Consider the following 18993-nt stretch of genomic DNA (forward strand, 5'->3'; position numbering starts at 1 on the left):
ATGGCAATTCCTGTTTATCTTTGGCTGAAAGACGACGGCGGCGCGGACATCAAAGGGTCGGTGGACGTTCAGGATCGCGACGGCAGCATCGAAGTGGTGGCGCAGGAACATAACCTGTACATCCCGACCGATAACAACACCGGCAAGTTGACCGGCACCCGTATCCATACGCCGTTCCTGTTTACCAAGGAGATCGATGCCTCCAGCCCGTACCTGTACAAGGCGGTCACCACCGGCCAGACCCTGAAGTCGGCGGAGTTCAAATGGTACCGCATTAACGATGCCGGTCAGGAAGTGGAGTACTTCAACACCAAACTGGAGAACGTGAAGGTGGTGAAAGTGAATCCGCTGATGCACGACATCAAGGATCCGTCGTTTGAAAAGCATAACCACCTCGAGCAGATCGAGCTGCGTTACGAAAAAATCACCTGGACCTACAAAGACGGCAACATCATTCATTCCGACTCTTGGAACGAACGCGCTACTGCGTAATGCCCCGTCATACTTCGCGCCGCAGATACGTTGGCTGCGACACGAATGATTGAGGCTAACAACCTGTGCGGACAGGTCCCCTGTCCGCTTTTTTTCCTGAGCATCCGGCATCCGGGTGTTCAGCAAAGAGATCACAATCCGGCAATCTGACCTGATGCGCTTTGGTACACAGTGATGGGCGGTAGCGTGCCCGGGAGAACCGATTAATCAAGAGAGAATTATGGAAAATTCAGCTGTCCTGTTACGCCGCCTTAATCCTTCAATACGGTCGACCTGCTTACAGCCACTTACCCTGGGATGGAGTGAAGAAGGGATTGCGCTGATGTTTGGGGACAGATAAGAAATAAAGAGTCTACACATTAAAAATGTGTGTTTAAAAAGGGAAATTAAAAAATGTTCAAAAAAATGGTTTTATTAACGTCAGTTGTTGTGTTTTCTGGTTCGGTAAATGCCGGGTTATTTGATTCTAACGATTTCAAATGTGGCAGGAATGATACTGTTAAAGCGCTTACTGATTATATAAAAAACGATGCTTCGGGTATGTTGCAAAGTGACTATCTTACAAAATCAAATTTTTATTATGATAAGCCTGTTTCAGTTTATCAGAGTATGCTGGACAGCATGGAAGTGACAATTGCAAATGTATCAACATCTGGTAAAGGTAGTCATGATCTAAATTGCAGTGCAACTATTTCAATGAAAATCCCGAAAGACACGCTGGATGTGGTAAATAAAATCCCTAATTACTTACATTATATCACTGGCGGATATGGAAAGATAAATAATAATGGCGTAATTTGGAATGGCGTTGCCTATAGTGCAAAACTTGCTGATAATAATAAGGATGTTATTTTTAGCAACTTCAGCAGAACTGATGCTTCTGCTGCTTTATTCAATATGAGCGTGCTCGCTGTAAACAAAGAACAGATTATTAGTGCTCTCTCGCAGAATGCGCTGAGTTCAGCACGCTCTGCTTATGTAAACGCCGATCGTGAGTTGAATGCTGTATGGAAGGAATTACCCGACTCAGCACGGAATTCACTGAAAAAAGAGCAAGTGGTCTGGGTTAATAATAAAGTGGCTAAATGTGGAAAGCTTCCAGATGGCGAGTCAGAGAAAGATAATGTACAGCGGTGGGTTGATATTTATCAGTGTCAGACAAAAATGACTAATGAAAGGATCACCTATTTAACTGGTAATGATAACTAACTATCAAGTTTTTTATTTCTCCAGAGAGTGAGTGATAAATGAGAAAGTGCGGGAGAGAGGATTAAAGTATGAGTGATTCTGTGATTGCCTTGGCAAAGGAAAAAATCAACCAACTTCTGGGAATGTCCCGCTATAAGCTGGACGTTCACGAGTGCCCGCACTTTCTGGATGTCTTCAGTTTCAGATCGGAAGAAAAGCTCAGTGCACCGTGGCACTACACCGTCAAAGTAACCTGTTCCGAAAGTGATATTTCCAGCGACGACATGCTGCTCAAACCGGCATCGTTCACGTTCCAGGTTCCGCTGTATAACGGTATGCCCGCCACACCTGTGCGTACCGTTTATGGCGTGGTTCAGACATTTCAGCGCCTCTCTACTTCTGCCGATGAAACCCGGTACTCGCTGACGATTGTGCCGCGCATCGCGCTGATGCAACACACAAAGCGCAGTGAGATTTACCTCAATCAGTCCGTTGTGGAAGTGGTGGAGCAGATCCTGCGCTCCCACGGGCTGGCAGGCGATGATTTTGAATTCCGTCTGTCGCAGAGTTATCCGGTACGTGAACTGCTCACCCAGTGGCGTGAGACTGACCTCGAATTTGTGCAGCGCCTGCTTGCCGAAGTGGGTATCTTCTGGCGCTTTGAAATGGATGGACGTCTCGAAAAGGATGTGGTGATTTTCCAGGACAGCCTGGAGCACTATCAGTTTGGCGTGGTTCTGCCGTTGATCCCGCCGTCACGCACCAGCGATAACGGGCAGCTCAGCGTCTGGGATATAAAAAACGGTCATCAGGTGGTGTCAGAACGTGTCGCCAACCGCGATTACAACTACCGCGAGGCGCTGAAGCCGCAGGACAGCTCCGCGTCTGTCAGCACCACGGATGGCATCACGACGGGCGAGGTGTATCACTACGCAGAACCTTTCCTGAGCGGAGGCGATGCCGCAACTCCGGAGAGCGGGGCGTACTATGCCCGCCTGCGCCATGAACGCATTCTGAATGCGCAGCAGGCGGTCACGGGGAAAACAACCAGCCCCGTGCTGTCACCGGGGGAGGTGCTTGAACCGCAGGGCTCGCTTCCTGCCAGCCTGAAAAACGGCATCGTTATCACCGGTGTGCAGAGCAGTGGTTCGCGTAAGCAAAGCTTTAAGATGACCTTTACCGGGATCCCTTACAGTGAAGCCGTGTGCTATCGTCCGCCGTTACATCATCGCCCGGTGATTGCCGGTACCTTACCTGCACGCGTGGAAAGCACTGAGAAAGGTGATACCTATGCCTGGCTGGACAATCAGGGCCGCTACCGCACGAGGCTGGACTTCGACCGCAGCGACAGCGAGCAGGGCTACGCCTATTTGTGGCTGCGTCTAGCGAAGCCGTATGCTGGAGACAATTACGGCTTTCATGCGCCGCTGCTCGACGGTACCGAAGTCTCGGTGATGTTTGATGCGGGGGATCCTGACCGTCCGTATATCGCCCATGCCCAGCACGATTCAGAACACCCGGACCACGTCACTGACGATAACCATACGCGCAACGTCCTGCGAACCCCGGCGAACAATAAACTCCGTATGGAGGATAAGCGCCAGGAAGAGCACATCAAGCTCGCGACGGAGTTTGGCAAGACCCAGCTCAATCTCGGCCATCTGGTTGATGCGCAACGTGAAAAGCGCGGTACGGGTTTTGAACTGCGCAGCGATGAGTTTGGCGCCGTGCGCGCTGCCCGCGGTGTTTACCTGACAGCCGATGCGCAGGCTAAAGGCCAGGGAGAGGTACTGGAGATGAACCCGGCTGTCAGCCGGATAACCCAGGCCAACAGCGAGATGCAGGCACTGAACGGGGCTGCCGAACAGGCGAAAGCCCTGACCAGTGATATTCAGGCGCAGAACAACCTCCTGCGGAACCGCCTGAAAGATTTGCAGTCCGCCGTAGTGCTGGCTTCTGCCCCTCAGGGCATTGCCCTTACCTCTGGGGAACACCTGCAGCTGACCAGCGCAAAAAACACCATGATAACCGCAGGGCAGCATGTTGATATCGGGGCAATGAAGAATGTCACGGTCAGCGCGGAGCAGTCTCTGGGGCTGTTTGCCCATAAAGCCGGGGCGAAGGTCATCGCCAACCAGGGCAGCGTAGAAGTTCGCGCCCAGCACAGCCGGCTTGAGATGAGTGCCGACCAGCAGTTCACCGTCACCAGCAGCAAAGATGAAATCACCATCAGCACCCCGAAAACCCTGACGCTGAACGGCGGCGGTTCGTATCTGAAGCTGAGTGAAAGCGGGATTGAACACGGGACGAACGGGGATTTTATTACCAAAGCGGCGCGCTATCAGGTGCCGATGGCGGGAGCCAATATGCAGTGCGAGCCGCCCGTTTTCGATAAAACCACGCTTGAACTTGTGCCGACTGAATCAAATGGTGTGATGTCACGCTAAGGAATGCATGAATGAAAACCTGTTTCCCTTCCCGTAAGAAAAACGGAGAGAACTACGCCACGCTGGATGAAATGATGGCTCTGATCGGCCAGGAACCCCATGGCTCCTGGCTGGCGGGCACCAATAACATGTGGCATGGCGGGATCCATATCTCGGAGATATCAGCCCCGGGTTCTGTCCTTAAACCGAACATGGCGGAGACAGCGGTTCCGCTGCAGTGCATGGCGGACGGTGAGGTGGTGGCCTGGCGTCTGAACAAGGATTACCAGAGGAGCACCTATCTCGATCAGCCCGTGCAATATACGACGACGTTTGTGCTGGTGAAGTCAACCTGCCTGCCGGATAAGAGCAAGGAGCAAACGCAGCTGGATTTTTATTCGCTCTATATGGGGCTGGCGCCGCTGTCTGCGTTTGAGAAACGCAAATGCATGGTTGCCCAAAAAGAGGTGACTAAAAGGGAAGTTGGCAAGTACGAAAGCAGCCGACAATCAGGGGATACCCCCCATGCGCCTAAGGCTATAGGACGGCTCCCAAAGGGAGCGCGGCTCCTTATCCTGGAAGAGACAGAGTTCCTGAATAAGCCTGTTTCGCCGAAGACGCGTCCGGGCACGACCGAGCTACAGCCGTTTGGGTTGGCACAGGCGTTTGACAAGAACGGCAAGCTGACAGAGGAAAAGTTCTGGGTCACTCTGCTGCCGGGATATATGACGGAGGAGGGTGAGCAGTATGCGCACCTGCCGTTCTGGATGCAGAAAGCGGTTGAACAGGGCATCTTTGATGCCGTGACGAAACCCGCGACAGCGCTGAAAATCAGCGCGGGTGATGCCATCGGTTTTCTGGGTGAAGACATCGCCCCGATGGGCAAGGCAAAAACCAGCCGCAGCACGTATGCCCATATCGAGGTGCTCAGTGCCGACAGCCGCATGCCGGCGTTTCTTGATAATCCGGGAAAGGTGACGGCGGGACGCAAATACATTCGTGTCCATCCGACTGCGAAACTTTACACGCTCTCCGGCAGCACGTTTAGCAATACGGGCAATCCGGTCGAAAAGGATAGGCATATCATCCTGCCGGTGGATAAATGCAACCCGAAGAAGAGCGGCGGCAAGAGCTGGTATCAGGTCGGGCAGAGCTACTGGCTGAGCCAGGATGACGTGGATCTGATCGATCAGTACAACCTGAAGGAACTGGGGTTCACGGCGCTGGCGGAAGAAACCACGCCTGATATGTCGGCCTCGCTGCAAGAGGGCTGGATGAAGTCCGGGCTCGGGCGGCTTGCCGAGCAGGTGAGGCCCGAACGCGGTATCCGGGAGCAGCAGATGTCGTCCTTTTATAAAGGGATGCTCGAGAAGATGGATACCGACAAGGACGGGCAACTGTCGGAGAGAGAGCTGTTTGCCGCGCTGCAGCATCCGGAAATGGGTGTTCGCGACATCGTTGCCCGGATGATTGTAAAGCATCAAAGCGAGTGGTTTGGCGGCAGCAGCCATCAAAAATGGACGGCGTTTTTCCAGAACTACGATACCTTGCGCATCGGCTTTGTGAAGAAGTGGCTGGACGATATGGAGTGGATGAGCCAGGTGGAGCCGTTTAGTTCGGGTCAGGCGGTATGGCATATGCATCCGGTGGTGTTTTTGGATGCTATCGGGGTAACAAGCCAGATCCGCATTACAGTTGATATGCTGTACAAAGTATTTGAAGGGTTACGTTCTCCAGCTAAAAAAGAATTTTTGCAACAATTCGCTGATGAAATAAATAATAATGTGGAAAATTACAAACTAGATACTCTTCAACGTGTTAATCATTTCTTTGCTCAAGTGAGAGAGGAAATGGGAGGGACTGCCAGTCCTATAGAAGGGCTAAACTATAGCGAAGAGGGCTTGAAAGTGAATTTCAAATACTTTAGAAAACACCCGGATGAAGCAAGGAAATATTCCTATAAGAAAACCGGAGACAAGATAACAACCCGCGCTGATGAAACTGCAATTGCTAATCGTGTATATGCAAACCGGCTCGGGAATGGGAATGTGGCATCCGGTGATGGTAGTAAGTATCGTGGGAGAGGCGGAGTACATCTGACAGGTAAAGTAAACTATAAAGGTTTTTCTAGTTATTATAAAAAACAATGGGGTGATGGTGTTGATTTTATTGAAAAACCTTATTTGCTAGAGAGGCCTGTTTACTGTGTTCGAGCTGCTGTATATTTTTGGCTTCGTGAAAACTTGTATGCAATAGCAGATGTCGGTAGTGCTGGCGCGATTGTAGATAAGATAACGGCTAAGGTAAATCTACATACAGATAGTTATGAAAAAAGACGCAAGCATTTTGAAAATATAATGAATAAAAAAATGTTTGTGGAGGGTTTTTAATGAAGAAGCAAAGGATAAGTAAGATGAGTTTAAGTGATCTCATGGTTTTATTTATTTTTTCTTGGGGTGTGGGGTGTGGCTACAGTGAAGCGAGGGAAAGTTGGTATGTAGTAGATAACTATACAGGGACTATCGGGAAATACCCAGTACATTTATCTATTCAATCATATGCATTTGGTAGTGACGTTAATATTGAAGGCAGTTATTATTACGATCATCATAATTCACCGATAGTGTTGTTTGGAAAGGAAAAGGATGGTGATATTGTATTGTGTGAGATATTTAGCAAGGAAGATTTTGAAAAGTATATCGTGTCTGGTGATAAATACAACGCTACAGAATGTCCTTTTAGAATAACAAAACATGGTCAGGTTTTGAAAGGTGAGTGGAAAAATAAAAATGTCAAATTAGATATTGTACTCTCTAAATTTTCCTCCATGAATGAATCTAATATAACGAGTAAAAATGGTGAGCTAGATGTACCATTTTGGGGGCAGACAGACAAGCATAGTTTCATTGGGGTTTATGAGAAAGATAAAGATGGGGTAGTGATCAATAAAATAAAAGTTATAAGCAAAGAGAATGGTCATGTAGTTCAGATTATAAATATTCAAGATAAACGTTGTGATTTTGGATTCCACATGACACCAATTTATCAAAACATGGAAAAGTTTAGTAATTCTTCAATATTATTAAATTGCAATAGTACAAATTCAGAAATCGAAATTGAGTATGTTTTTGTAAATGGGAAGTATGTAAAAAAGGATGCCGAATAACAGGTTGAGTTTGCTCTGAAATAGGCTGAAATATACAGTCGCATGGAGGAAGTGTTAGAACAACGCTCCTGCGGAACCGCCTGAAAGATTTGCAGTCCGCCGTAGTGCTGGCTTCTGCCCCTCAGGGCATTGCCCTTACATCCGGGGAGCACCTGCACCTGATCAGCGCAAAAAACACCATGATATTTGAACTGATATATCCCTTATACGTTGCTAGAGCAAAGGCTAATTATGCCAAGAAAATAGTTGGTGTTTCCAATGTTTTACCATGGGATAGTTTAGAACAGAAAGTAAAAGATGTTTTGGTTGACTTTGTGTATCAAGGTTTTAGTGGGGAAAGGCCTATGCGTTCAGGTATGAACAATAGTCGGCAGGAAATGATTTCATACATTGAGAGTAATTCTGTAATATCAAGTTGTGAAGATGGTCGTCATAGGGAAAAATACTTAATAGGGAAATTATTGTGGTTTTAAATAAAATAGTTGTTTTTTGTTTTTTTAGTTTTATATCATCTGTGTCTTTTGCTAATGATGAGTGCTCATCAATTAAATCGACTGATGGGGTTGATTCATGTTATGTACAAATGAAAAATGAGGCAGAGAAAAATTTAAATGATGAATACAGAGCATTGAAAGGCAGGGTTTCTGATACTTACTCCACAGATAAAGTAATGGAAAAAACATATTCAGAAAAACTTCGGTCTGCTCAGCATAATTGGTTAAAATATAGAGACGCACAATGCTCGATGGAAGCACTTTTTGCCGAACCTGGTTCTTCAGCAAATGCTTCGTTAGTGAATAAATGCATGGCAAGAATCGATGCACAAAGAATTGAAGAGATGAAGGCTCTCCCATATTAATATTTAAGTATAGGTTTATGCATCAAAGCTTAAATTATGAGGTAAAGAATTACTCGGGAAAATGGCTGGATGACATGTCATGGATGAGAATGTTGAACTTTTCAGCAAAGGTGGCCCAGTGGTGAAAGTTTTTTAAAGTTCGGATACCGGTATTTAAAGAAGGATACAGAATAACAGGTCGCGTTTACTCTGAAACAGGCTGAAACCTCCAGTCTCATGAAGGAAGTGCGCAGAACAACCTCCTGCGGAACCGCCTGAAAGATTTGCAGTCCGCCGTAGTACTGGCTTCTGCCCCTCAGGGCATTGCCCTTACCTCCGGGGAGCACCTGCAGCTGGCCAGCGCAAAAAACACCATGATAACCGCAGGGCAGCATGTCGATACAGACCTGTAGAACGGGTTTATCTGATGCATTACTCGTGGAAAATAGTCAAGGAAGGTATGAATCCATCTGCTGTACCTGCTAAAGAAGGGGTGAATATAGATTGGTCTCATAGGGGGAATCGCGCTGATGCAGTTGCTGCTGCCCGAGATATGGTAAATGCTTATCACATAGTCTATGGACCAGTGTTAACCTCACGGCACACTCAGAGACGTGCAATCGACATGACAATCACTGGAATTATAAATAAATCGGTGAAAAATGCTGCTGGTGTGGATGTATTAGTGAAATCTCAATCTGTATTACATGAGGTCGGGGCATCATATGGTGTTCTTAAGTTGCTTTCGGATCCTCCACATTGGTCTGATGATGGCCACTAATCATGGTGATATATGTACAAATGTATAAAGATACTTTTCTTATGGTTATTTTTTCCTTATATGGCTTATGCCGATGGAATCATCACACCATTATCCATAGCTATTGTGTCTTCAGAAAATTCAGAAATGCAGATTTCAACAACTAAAGGTACTTTGTACGAGGATAATGTATTAATTTGTTTCACTGAAAAAGAAACTTGCGCCGTTTATCGAGGAAGTGACTTTTCAAGTATTATGCCTAATGATTCTGTAGAAGATGTTGCGACAGGGAAAAAATATATACATATTCCCTTCGTACTCCTGAAAGTCATAAATTTAAGACGGGAATTAGTGTGGCCTTTATATTTCATGGCGACAGCATTGAAGTTAGAGATGTTAATTTTAATGATCACCGTGGCCTTGTAATAAAAAACAATAAAATCAAAGAGGTTGTGTCATATTGTACAAGTTCTGAGGGAGTGCACGTTATGTCAAAATATGGTGGTGTCCATATCTACTATTCTCTTGGTTATGCGGTTGAGACTAATTGTTCTGAAGAGGTGTATAAGTGAAGGGTAAATTTGGATATGGTGTGTGCATTACTATTATTTTAAGCTGTGTTGCTTTTTTTACGTCAGCGAGTGATATTCCTGTTGGAACTTATTCATACACTCAACAAGGCGAGGAGATGATCGATGGGCAGATAGCAAGCATTACCTGGAATATTACAATTAAGGATGACGAAAATGCAGTTGTTACTGTGTCATCATGGCATGCCCCGTTTACCTGTGATGGTAAATATATTGTTTCACATGAAGGTAAGAAATTAGCGCTCAGCTGGTCCAGTAATGATAATCTGGATACTGAGTGTGATATGCCATCACCGCAAATTTTCCTGAAAAAATCCCCGATCGGGAAAGTCTTGGTTCACAGTAAATTATTCATTTGGGATCCCAATGGTTGGAAAAACACCCGTGTTATTCGTTAGTTAATTGAAGGCAGAATTCAAGGATGGCTATAAAACCTCTCACCTGTTGATGCTTAATGTGAAAAATGTTTGAACTGCGTAGCGATGAGTTTGGTGCCGTGCGTGCTATCTGTGGTGTTTACCTGACAGCCGATGTGCAGGCCAAGGTCCAGGGAGAGGTACTGGAGAGGATATCTGTAATGAAAAAAATTATTGTAATGCTATACGCTGTTTTGGTGTTTCCCTTCGCGGTTAGTGCATACTCAATAGGTGAGGATGATAATTATTTAAAAGTAAAAGATAGATATTCAAAGGCTGATGCGGAGTTAATTTCTATATATAAAAGTAAAATGCGGGAATACAAAAGAGAAGGCGCTGGGTTTTATGGGCAAAATGAATCCAGAGATGTTTATTTGAAAAGATCCCAACAAGCATGGATAAAACTTAGAGATGCTGATTGTGACTATGAAACATATGAATCTAAAACTGGAACTGCATTCTCAAGTATATATGAGAAATGTTTGTTGGATAAAACAAATGAACGCATAAAATATTTGAATGAAAATGGCTGATATTTTCCTGATTTACTTATCCGAAGTTAAATTTGGTGTGGTTGGGTTATATCTGAAGTTGATAAAATTATTTATGTTATGAGTATTGGTGTTTTTTAGGGAGGGAAGGAGAATTAAACCAGTCAAGAGCCAGTTTGTGCGTAATAAAATGATTTTTTAGGGTTGTCTTTGGCTACTGCATCTTTTGCTGCCATTGCAAAAGGAGAACAGTCTATTGGATGTTTTTCATCGGGTAAAACTAATGTGAAACTTGTGCGGTTCGATCAAGATGGCATTAGCTTGGGTTACGTTAAGTATCAGAAATCAAAAGTAGCTATACCACTGGTTTATGTCAGTGAGGTTTCTGAAGAAAATGAAGAGGGAGTTCCTGAATAGTTAACTACTAAATGGACTGACTTTATAAATGGTAAGATTAGTGGTTATTATAAAGTAATGTCACAAGGTGCCAGGTTCTATCAATTTGAGTATAAATCTATAGCCGATAAGATTACTAGATTTCAAGATGATACCAATGCTTACAATAGTGATGGCACCGATTGTAAGTGGTGATTTTTCTTGATTTTAAATAGCTGGTTGTTTTAAGGATAAATAACCATTGCGCTCTCCAGTTTATTCATTGTCTGCGTAAAGTAGAGTTTTTTGCCTTTATACTATTGAAAAATTGCTCATCGGACATGAAAAGATATGCCATGCCGAATAACAGGTCGTGTTTACTCTGAAGCTGGCTGAAACCTCCACTCGCGTGGAGGAAGTGTGCCGAATAGAACTATTGCCAGAAGTAATTAGCATTGAACATTTTTCTGATTTACCTAAAGGATATAACCATGCAAGGAATCATCCGCATCGGCGATAAAACCACTCACGGCGGCGCAGTCCTGTCAGGTTCCTCCACCATGATTTTCGGTGGCATTGGCGTAGCTCGCAAGGGCGACAAAGTTTCCTGTCCGCAGCAAGGACATGGCCCCACTGTCATCACCGAAGGTAACCCGGACTATCTCGATAACGGGATCCCGGTGGCGTTTCATGGGCACAAATGCGCCTGTGGCTGCACGCTTATAAGCTCTCTGCCTAACGCTATGGTGGGTTAACTATGCCCGTCATTCTGGAAAGGATCCCGGAAAAGAGAGCCAAACCGCCGCGTCCGGTGACCAGGCGCTGGCTGATTTTCGGGGTAGTGGTTCTGGCTGTCGGGATGGGGCTGACGTTTCTGTTCTGGGAGGGCGAGCGTTCCGGCTCCGGGTTCTGGCTTTTTGCCGTTGTGCTGCCGCTGCTGCTTTGGGGAGTCATATTCTCGGCTCGCCGCGCGGGCTACAAATACCAAAGCGTAGGGCAGGATGCGGCGAACCGAAGGATCGAAGCCCGTCACGACCATGATAAAAATCGCGGGCAGCGCTTTGCCTGGTTTGTCGGTGAATATCTGGTGAATGCCCTCGAGCGCCAGCATGTGGCAACGCAAAGCGCAGCACTCGCTAAAACGCCGGTGCTGCAACCCGTGATGCCTCGTGGAGCGGGAAAGCCCGTCAGGCACTCCCGATTAGCTGAAGAAGGAAGCGCGCCTGACGTGTTGAACGGATACCAGTACGAAGTGGTGGAGCATATCAACGTGTTGCTGGATACGTTACCTGAAACTATGACCTGCTACCTGGCGCTGGATTTGGCCGAAGACTTGCCGGATATCTCCCTCAGCTGGTTATCGGGGATTACCCGGCCGGTGATCCACATCCGTGATCTCTCAGGGCTGCGGATCATTGATTACTGGCTTGATTACCACTATGCAAAACCGTCCGCGCTGCTGGTGATCAGCGCACAGCTGAACGATGTTCCTGCGGATGACTCCGGGGAAGCTCTGGCAGTGGTGCTGATGACTAACTGTCGCCTTAATGACACGCCGCTGCTATCAGCCCGAATTCATCGCCCGCAAATTAATCACACCGGTGATATGCGCCATGCGCTGCGCCACGCGATGTTGTGGGCCGGTCTTGGGAAAGACGCACAACTGCGTGGCTGGATAACCGGTGGTCAACTTGCTTCCAGCGATACGCTGAGCACGGCCTGCGACCACTATGCGCCAGAGTTGACGGCGCAACGTTACGTCAATATCGACAGCGTGGCAGGTTTCGCCGGCGTGACGGCAGCCTGGCAGGCTTTAATTCTCGCGGCCCGTCAGTGTATTGCCGACCAAGAAGCACAACTGGTCGTGACCGAATCATCACCAGATTACCGACAGCTCTGCGCTGTCACTCCAGAATAATAATCAGGGATTGTTACCGTTCGTTATGAAAAGACCATCCGCACTCGCATCCATTATTTTCCTGGCGCTCTGTATTACCGGCATAGTCGGCTGTTTTCTCTGGATTTACCCGGAAGAGACTGCCGCTACGGTGCGCGTGGGTCCTTTCAGCCATTCAGGTGTGATCATTTTCTGCCTGGCGCTGACCATCGTCATTCTGGTCGTCGGGTGGTTTGCACAAATGCTGGCGGTGACCGCCGGGGAGAAAGGCGGCGATCAGAATGAGGACGAAAGTCGCGGTGTCGGGGATTCTTCCCAGCCGGAATTAGCTCCCCACACCGATGAGGATACAACGCGCTTTACTTCCGGCCCGCTCATCGACCACCTCCGCCTGCGCTATGGCCGTCGCTGGAAAGCCAAAGTTCGCTTACTGCTGGTGCAGGGGAGCGATGACCACATCGAGAAAGTGGTGCCGGGGCTTAAGCATGACCACTGGCAGGAAAACGACGGTATTATCCTTATTCATGCCGGACTGGCAAAAGCCGCACCTGACCCGGAATTTGTTGGTGTGCTGAATGCGGTTCGTCCTCAGCGCCCGGTGGACGGTATTGTACAGGTGATGGACTGTGCGCAGCTCCCGGATGCCGCTGCACTGGACACGCTGGTTCGCAGCCGCCAGAAAGCCGATTCGCTGTTTGGTTGGCAGGCCCCGGTCTGGCTGTGGTTTATCCGTGAGGAAGCCTGGAGCCAGGAAGGCGAAGGCGTTCCGGCGACAGGTACATTGTTTGGACCGGGGGCAGCACCGGACGCTGCCGTTGAGTCTCTGGCCACGCTTTCTTCTCGTCTAAGCCGTGCGGGCATACCGGTGCTGCTGAGCAATAGCCGTCACGACTGGCTGCTACGGTTATCCGAGCAACTGCGTGGCCGTCTCAAACAACAGCTAACGCCATTGCTGACCGGCCTGATGACCGGCCCGGCGCCTTACCGCCTGCGTGGGGTGATGTTCAGCCCTGCACAGGCTGCGATTGCCACGCTGCCGCATGCACGTCTGAGTTCGCCTGCATGGCAGGCGCTGGAAGAAGACTGTCTTCAGGTCCACGCCCGTAAAATCGGTTTCCACTGGCAGCGAGCTCTGCGCCTGCTGTTGCTGGCATGCGTGCTGCTGTGGGGGGCGGGAACGCTGCTTTCGTTGGTGGTTAACCGCGCACAAATTTATCAGGCGCAGGCAACGGCGCGCGTAGCCGCTGATACAAAACAGCCGCTGGCTGAACGCCTGCGTAATCAGCTTGTTCTGCAACAGACCATTGCTCGTCTGCAGGACAGAGAAGCCCATGGTGCGCCGTGGTTCACAAAGTTTGGTCTGAATCAGGATCGCGACACCCTGAACGTCCTCTGGCCGCTGTATGCCCGTAACAACCAGGCATTGATGCGCGACGCGCTGAGGGATGAACTGCATAACCAGCTTACCGCTTATGTCCAATTGCCGCCGGGAAGTGATGCCCGTAGTGCTGCGACACAGCGAGCCTATGGCCTGCTCAAAGGCTATCTGATGCTGGCGCGCCCGGATAAAGCAGATGCCTCCTGGCTTGCTGCCAACATGCTGAAAGCCTGGCCGACACGTGCCGGCGTGCCAGCCAGCGTCTGGCAGACCCAGGCTCCCAAACTGCTCGGGTTCTATGCTCAGAACCTGCCTGCACATCCGGAGTGGAAAATTAAGCCGGATGCAGAGCTGGTCGGCACCGTGCGTCAGATTTTGCTTAAGCAGATCGGACAGCGTAATGCGGAGTCTGGTTTATACCAGGAGATGCTGCAGCGGATCGCCCGCAACTGGCCGGACTTAACGCTGACAGACATGACCGGTGATACCGACGCGTCAACCCTGTTCTCAACTTCCGAAGTGGTGCCGGGCATGTTCACCCGTCAGGCGTGGGAGGAGCAGGTCGAGAACGCCATTGATGAGGTGGCGAAAACCCGCCGTGCGGAAATCGACTGGGTGCTGACGGATAAGACCCATCAGGCTGGCAGCGATATCTCGCCGGAAGCGCTGAAGCAGCGTCTGACCGAGCGTTACTTTAGCGACTTCGGTAATGCCTGGCTGAATATGGCCAACAGTATTCAGTGGCATGAGGCGGGTTCCTTGTCTGAAGCGATCGCCCAGCTCAACCTGCTGGCGGACGTGCGCCAGTCGCCGCTGGTGGCGCTGATGAACACGCTGGCCTGGCAGGGACAGACCGGGGCCAAAGGCGCAGCGCTGGCGGATTCAATCGTCGATTCAGCGAAGAAGCTGGTGGGCCGTAAAAAGAATGCGCAGCAGTTTATCGAGCAAGCGCGGGGGCCAAAAGGGCCGCTGGATAGCGTGTTCGGGCCACTCAATGGCCTGATGGCCGGGAAAGATGGCACCGGCTCAAATGGTAATCTCAGCTTCCAGTCCTGGCTGGCGCGCGTGACGCAGGTTCGCCTTAAACTCCAGCAGGTGACCAGCGCGCCGGATCCGCAGGCGATGGCGCAGATGCTGGCGCAAACGGTGTTCCAGGGCAAAGCCATCGATCTGACGGATACCCGCGATTACGGCAGCCTGGCGGCGGCAAGTCTTGGGCAGGAGTGGAACGGTTTTGGTCAGGCGCTGTTTGTACAGCCGCTTGATCTGGCATGGCGTCAGGTGTTGGCCCCGGCGGCAGGCAGCCTGAACACCCGCTGGCAGAGTACAATTGTCGCCCAGTGGAACACGGCGTTTGCCGGGCGTTATCCGTTTAAGGCCACGGGAAGCGACGCCTCACTGCCATTGCTGGCGCAGTTCCTGCGTGGTGATTCCGGCCGTATCGCGGCATTCCTCAAAACCAACCTTGGCGGGATCCTGCACCAGGAAGGTAGTCGCTGGGTGGTCAATCCCTCTGTAAGTCAGGGCATGACCGTTAATCCGGCGTTCCTTACGGCTGTCAACCAACTGGCGGATATCGCTGACATTATCTTTGCACAGGGTGATGCGGGCGTTCATTTTGAACTGATGGCGCGTCCTTCACGGGATGTTGCGCGCATGCAGCTGACGCTGGACGGCCAGAGTCTGGACTACTTCAACCAGATGGAAAGCTGGCAGAGTTTTACCTGGCCCGGAAACACCTACTATCCCGGCGTGGATCTTAGCTGGAGAAGTGTGAATACGGAAATGCGCCTGTATGAACACCATCAGGGGAATTGGGGCTTTATTCGTCTGCTCGATAAGGCGCTGATTACCCCGCTCGACAGCAGCCGCACTCAGCTGGTGTGGATCACCCCGGATGGTAACCCGCTGAAATTTATTATGCGCAGCGAGCTGGGCGATGGTCCGCTGGCGCTGCTGAAACTGCAGGGCTTCCGCTTACCGGATTCTATCTTCTCGGTGAGCGCAGACGCCGTGAATAATACCTTTGCATCCACCGAGGGGAAATAAGATGGCGATGGCAAAAGCACGGCTGGCTCTGCGTGCGTTTGATTTTCTCTTTTTTAACTACCACGACATTCGGGGAAACCGTGCATGGATGATTTAACCCTGCGCTATTACGAAGCAGAGATGCGCTACCTGCGCGAAGCCGGCAAAGAATTTTCCCGCGCCCATCCCGATCGCGCAGCCATGCTCAATCTGGATAAAACCGGCGCCCGCGACCCGTACGTCGAGCGTCTGTTCGAAGGTTTTGCCTTCCTGATGGGGCGTCTGCGTGAAAAGCTTGATGATGACCTGCCTGAGCTGACTGAAGGGCTGGTGAGCCTGCTCTGGCCACACTATATGCGCACCATTCCGTCACTCTCCATCGTGGCGTTTGACCCGGAATGGCAACTGATGAAGCAGGCGGAGATTCTGCCGGAAGGCTTTTCGGTACTGTCACGTCCGGTGGGGCCGGACAAGACCGTATGCCAGTACCGCACGACCCGTGACCTTACCCTGCAGCCAGTTCATCTGGCCGATGCCCGTTTGCAAACTGAGCCTGACGGGCGCGCCGCCATTCGCCTGCGTTTTGAATGCAGCAGCAAGGTGGACTGGGCGAAAAGCGGCATTGATAAAATCGCCCTTTATCTGGATGCTGAAAGCCCGGTGGCATCAGCCCTGCATCTGGCGCTGACCCGTCGGGTGCAGGCGATGTATGTCCGTCATGCAGCGACGCATACTGAGCGTATCCGCTTTGACGGCTGGTGTAAGCCGATGGGCTTTGAAGATAACGAGCGTCTGTGGCCGAAAGGCGATTCTGCATTCAGCGGCTATCAGCTGCTGCTGGAGTATTTCAGCTTCCGCCAGAAGTTTATGTTTGTTGAGCTGCGCGGGCTGGAGTTGGCCGGTCTTAACCAGGATACCACCTGGTTTGAAACCGACATCGTGCTCGATGGCGGCTGGCCGTCCGATATGCCGTTTGAAACAGAAAACTTTCGGCTGCATTGTTCGCCGGTGATTAACCTTTTCACGATGGAGGCTGATCCGCTGACCATCGACCCGCTGGAAAACGAGTACCTGCTGCGCCCGCTGCGTGTGCAGGATGGTCATACAGAAATATACAGCGTCGATAACATTCACGGCGCAGTGAAAAATGGCAAACACCCTTACGTGCCGTTCACCAGTTTCCGCCATCGCGGCGGCATGATGCGCCACGATGCTCCAGAGCGTTATTTCCACACCCGCGTAAAGCGTGGTCCGTCCGGTCTGTATGACACCTGGCTTATCCTCGGGGGGCGGTCGTTTGAGATGGAGCAGCTCTCTGAAAAGCCTGAATCACTTTCCATGCGCATCACCGGCACCAACGGGCAACTGCCCCGCAAGGCGCTGGAAAGCACGCTGCTCGATCGGGTGGTGAAGGCCGGTAAGGCGGCGGTAAAGGTTATTAATCTCACCGCACCGACCCTGCCGCTTTATCCGCCAGCGAACGATCGCTTCCACTGGCGGGTCATGAGTCATCTGGGTTCGAGCTTCCTGAGCATGATGGATAACCCGGACGTGCTGCGCGGCACACTGGCGCTGTATGACTGGACCGATGATGAGATGAACCGCCGCCGTCTGGAAGCCATTGTAGCGGTGAAACACACGCTGGTGCGTCGCTTTGAGCGTGGCTACATGCTGCGCGGTGTGGACATTGAAATTACGCTCAATGCGGATAATTTTGCGGGTGAGGGCGACGTCAATCTGTTTGGTGAGATGCTGCACCGTTTCTTTGCGCTGTATGCCGATGTTCACCTCTTTAATCAGCTCACGTTGGTACTGCAACCGACAGGGAAACGACTGCGATGGAAAGAGAATCACAGCCTGCACGTGCCAGGCTGACCGAACTACTTGGCAGGGATATCTGGCGGGTTAACTTTTACCGCTTCTGCCAGTTGCTTGAACAGGAGAATGCCGGCGCACCATTATTGGGTACCGGTGAGAAACCCGCTGACGATCCGGTGCGCTTTCGCCCGTGGCCGGGGATGGGATTCCCTGCCAGTGAGCTGCGCGCTGTTGAAACGGACGAAGACCACCCTGAGCTGCCGCCCTCGGTTCGCACAACGTTCCTCGGAATGTACGGTGTGGATTCGCCGCTCCCGACCGCTTATCTGGACGATATCGCCCAGCGGCGGGAAGGTTCTGAAGCGACAGCGGCCTTTCTCGATATCTTCAGCCATCGAATCACTACGCAGTACTACCGTATCTGGCGTAAATACGCTTACCCGGCGACGTTTGAAGCGGGAGGGACGGATGAAACGTCACAATGTCTGCTGGGACTGGTGGGGCTGGGGATCCCCGGTACGGCTGAAAATATCGCAACCCCGGTTTCCCGTTTTCTGGCGCTGCTCGGTACGATGCGCCTGCCGACCCGCAATGCCGAAGGTATTCGCCGGCTGGTTAGCCTGTTGGCCCCGGACACTACCGCGACCATCATCAGCCCGGATCCGGTAAAAGTACAGGTGGCGCAGCGCAGTGGGCTGGGGAAAGAAAACCGGGTGGCCCTGTCACAGCGCGCCACGCTCGGTAAAACCGGCAAAGAAGCCTGTAGCCGTATTCTGTTGATGCTGGCGACCAACAATCCGAGCGAGACTGAAGGCTGGCTCCCCGGTGGCCAGTTGCACACCGATCTGATGGTGCTGCTGCGGGTGTATCTGGGTTATCGCTCGGATGTGCGTCTGCGTCTGACAGTTCCCGTAAGCGTACTGCCGGAGCCGCGTCTTGGGCAAAAACGCCGCATCCAGCTTGGGCGTACCGGCATTCTGGGGCTGAAAAATGACCGGCCCGCCAAGTACAGCCATTTGACCGTCAGCCTGGGGTGCTACGAAGGGCTGGAGTGCGAGCCGCTGCGTCCGGCACAGGACGGCGGTTACCGCTTCGACTAATTCTGCTGTTTATTCTGAAAGGAATCCCTG

17 protein-coding genes and 2 pseudogenes are annotated in these 18993 nt (G+C 50.6%); all 19 read left to right on the plus strand.

The features are described from left to right. Complete coding sequence (gene hcp / locus I6G83_RS15425; RefSeq protein ID WP_015671822.1) at positions 1-492, plus strand: type VI secretion system effector Hcp; 492 nt, start codon at positions 1-3, stop codon at positions 490-492. A gap of 393 nt (positions 493-885) precedes the next feature. Beyond that, positions 886-1701: a lysozyme inhibitor LprI family protein gene (locus I6G83_RS15430; protein WP_054307953.1), complete on the plus strand. Its 816-nt coding sequence runs from the start codon at positions 886-888 to the stop codon at positions 1699-1701. A gap of 68 nt (positions 1702-1769) precedes the next feature. After that, entirely contained in the window at positions 1770-4127 is a 2358-nt protein-coding gene (locus tag I6G83_RS15435) for a type VI secretion system Vgr family protein (protein WP_062778992.1), read from the plus strand. 11 nt (positions 4128-4138) lie between these two features. Continuing rightward, on the plus strand, positions 4139-6496 hold the full coding sequence (locus tag I6G83_RS15440) for a hypothetical protein (protein ID WP_072186187.1): 2358 nt from the start codon (positions 4139-4141) through the stop codon (positions 6494-6496). 23 nt (positions 6497-6519) lie between these two features. Beyond that, on the plus strand, positions 6520-7272 hold the full coding sequence (locus tag I6G83_RS15445; protein ID WP_152972252.1) for a hypothetical protein: 753 nt from the start codon (positions 6520-6522) through the stop codon (positions 7270-7272). Positions 7273-7343: 71 nt separating this feature from the next. Further along, positions 7344-7457: pseudogene (locus I6G83_RS23740) on the plus strand (type VI secretion system tip protein VgrG); the annotation flags it as partial. After that, positions 7452-7745 (plus strand): lysozyme family protein, encoded by a 294-nt coding sequence (locus I6G83_RS15455; RefSeq protein ID WP_174545392.1) that lies wholly within the window; start codon positions 7452-7454, stop codon positions 7743-7745. The pseudogene I6G83_RS23740 and the gene I6G83_RS15455, both read left to right, overlap by 6 nt. After that, positions 7736-8131 (plus strand): lysozyme inhibitor LprI family protein, encoded by a 396-nt coding sequence (locus tag I6G83_RS15460; protein WP_161805820.1) that lies wholly within the window; start codon positions 7736-7738, stop codon positions 8129-8131. Before I6G83_RS15455 ends, I6G83_RS15460 begins: the two co-directional genes overlap by 10 nt. Positions 8132-8376: 245 nt before the next feature. Then, a pseudogene (locus I6G83_RS15465) lies at positions 8377-8511 on the plus strand (DUF2345 domain-containing protein); the annotation flags it as partial. A 59-nt stretch (positions 8512-8570) separates the two neighbouring features. Next, positions 8571-8891 (plus strand): hypothetical protein, encoded by a 321-nt coding sequence (locus I6G83_RS15470; protein WP_197910548.1) that lies wholly within the window; start codon positions 8571-8573, stop codon positions 8889-8891. Positions 8892-8951: 60 nt separating this feature from the next. Further along, positions 8952-9296 carry a hypothetical protein gene (locus I6G83_RS15475; RefSeq protein ID WP_138111415.1) on the plus strand — a complete coding sequence of 115 codons (345 nt, stop codon included), beginning with the start codon at positions 8952-8954 and terminating at the stop codon, positions 9294-9296. Positions 9297-9438: 142 nt separating this feature from the next. Further along, positions 9439-9858 carry a hypothetical protein gene (locus I6G83_RS15480; RefSeq protein ID WP_138111417.1) on the plus strand — a complete coding sequence of 140 codons (420 nt, stop codon included), beginning with the start codon at positions 9439-9441 and terminating at the stop codon, positions 9856-9858. Positions 9859-9923: 65 nt separating this feature from the next. Beyond that, a complete protein-coding gene (locus tag I6G83_RS15485) occupies positions 9924-10409 on the plus strand; it encodes a lysozyme inhibitor LprI family protein (protein WP_138111419.1) in 486 nt (161 codons plus the stop codon). Positions 10410-10577: 168 nt separating this feature from the next. Next, positions 10578-10784, plus strand: coding sequence for a hypothetical protein (locus tag I6G83_RS15490; protein ID WP_152972201.1), 207 nt, complete (start codon positions 10578-10580; stop codon positions 10782-10784). 449 nt (positions 10785-11233) lie between these two features. Then, a complete protein-coding gene (locus I6G83_RS15495) occupies positions 11234-11497 on the plus strand; it encodes a PAAR domain-containing protein (RefSeq protein ID WP_054306584.1) in 264 nt (87 codons plus the stop codon). Positions 11498-11499: 2 nt separating this feature from the next. After that, a complete protein-coding gene (locus I6G83_RS15500; protein ID WP_054306585.1) occupies positions 11500-12660 on the plus strand; it encodes a hypothetical protein in 1161 nt (386 codons plus the stop codon). Between the two features lie 25 nt (positions 12661-12685). Further along, the gene (locus tag I6G83_RS15505; protein WP_054306586.1) at positions 12686-16066 is read left to right on the plus strand and encodes an ImcF-related family protein; all 3381 of its coding nucleotides are present in this window, start codon (positions 12686-12688) and stop codon (positions 16064-16066) included. A gap of 84 nt (positions 16067-16150) precedes the next feature. After that, a complete protein-coding gene (gene tssF / locus I6G83_RS15510) occupies positions 16151-17920 on the plus strand; it encodes a type VI secretion system baseplate subunit TssF (protein WP_054306587.1) in 1770 nt (589 codons plus the stop codon). Continuing rightward, entirely contained in the window at positions 17884-18963 is a 1080-nt protein-coding gene (gene tssG, locus I6G83_RS15515; protein WP_054306588.1) for a type VI secretion system baseplate subunit TssG, read from the plus strand. Before tssF ends, tssG begins: the two co-directional genes overlap by 37 nt. Positions 18964-18993 lie beyond the last annotated feature (30 nt).

The organism is Serratia rubidaea, assembly GCF_016026735.1.
In the GTDB taxonomy this organism is placed as follows: Bacteria; Pseudomonadota; Gammaproteobacteria; order Enterobacterales; family Enterobacteriaceae; genus Serratia_B; species Serratia_B rubidaea.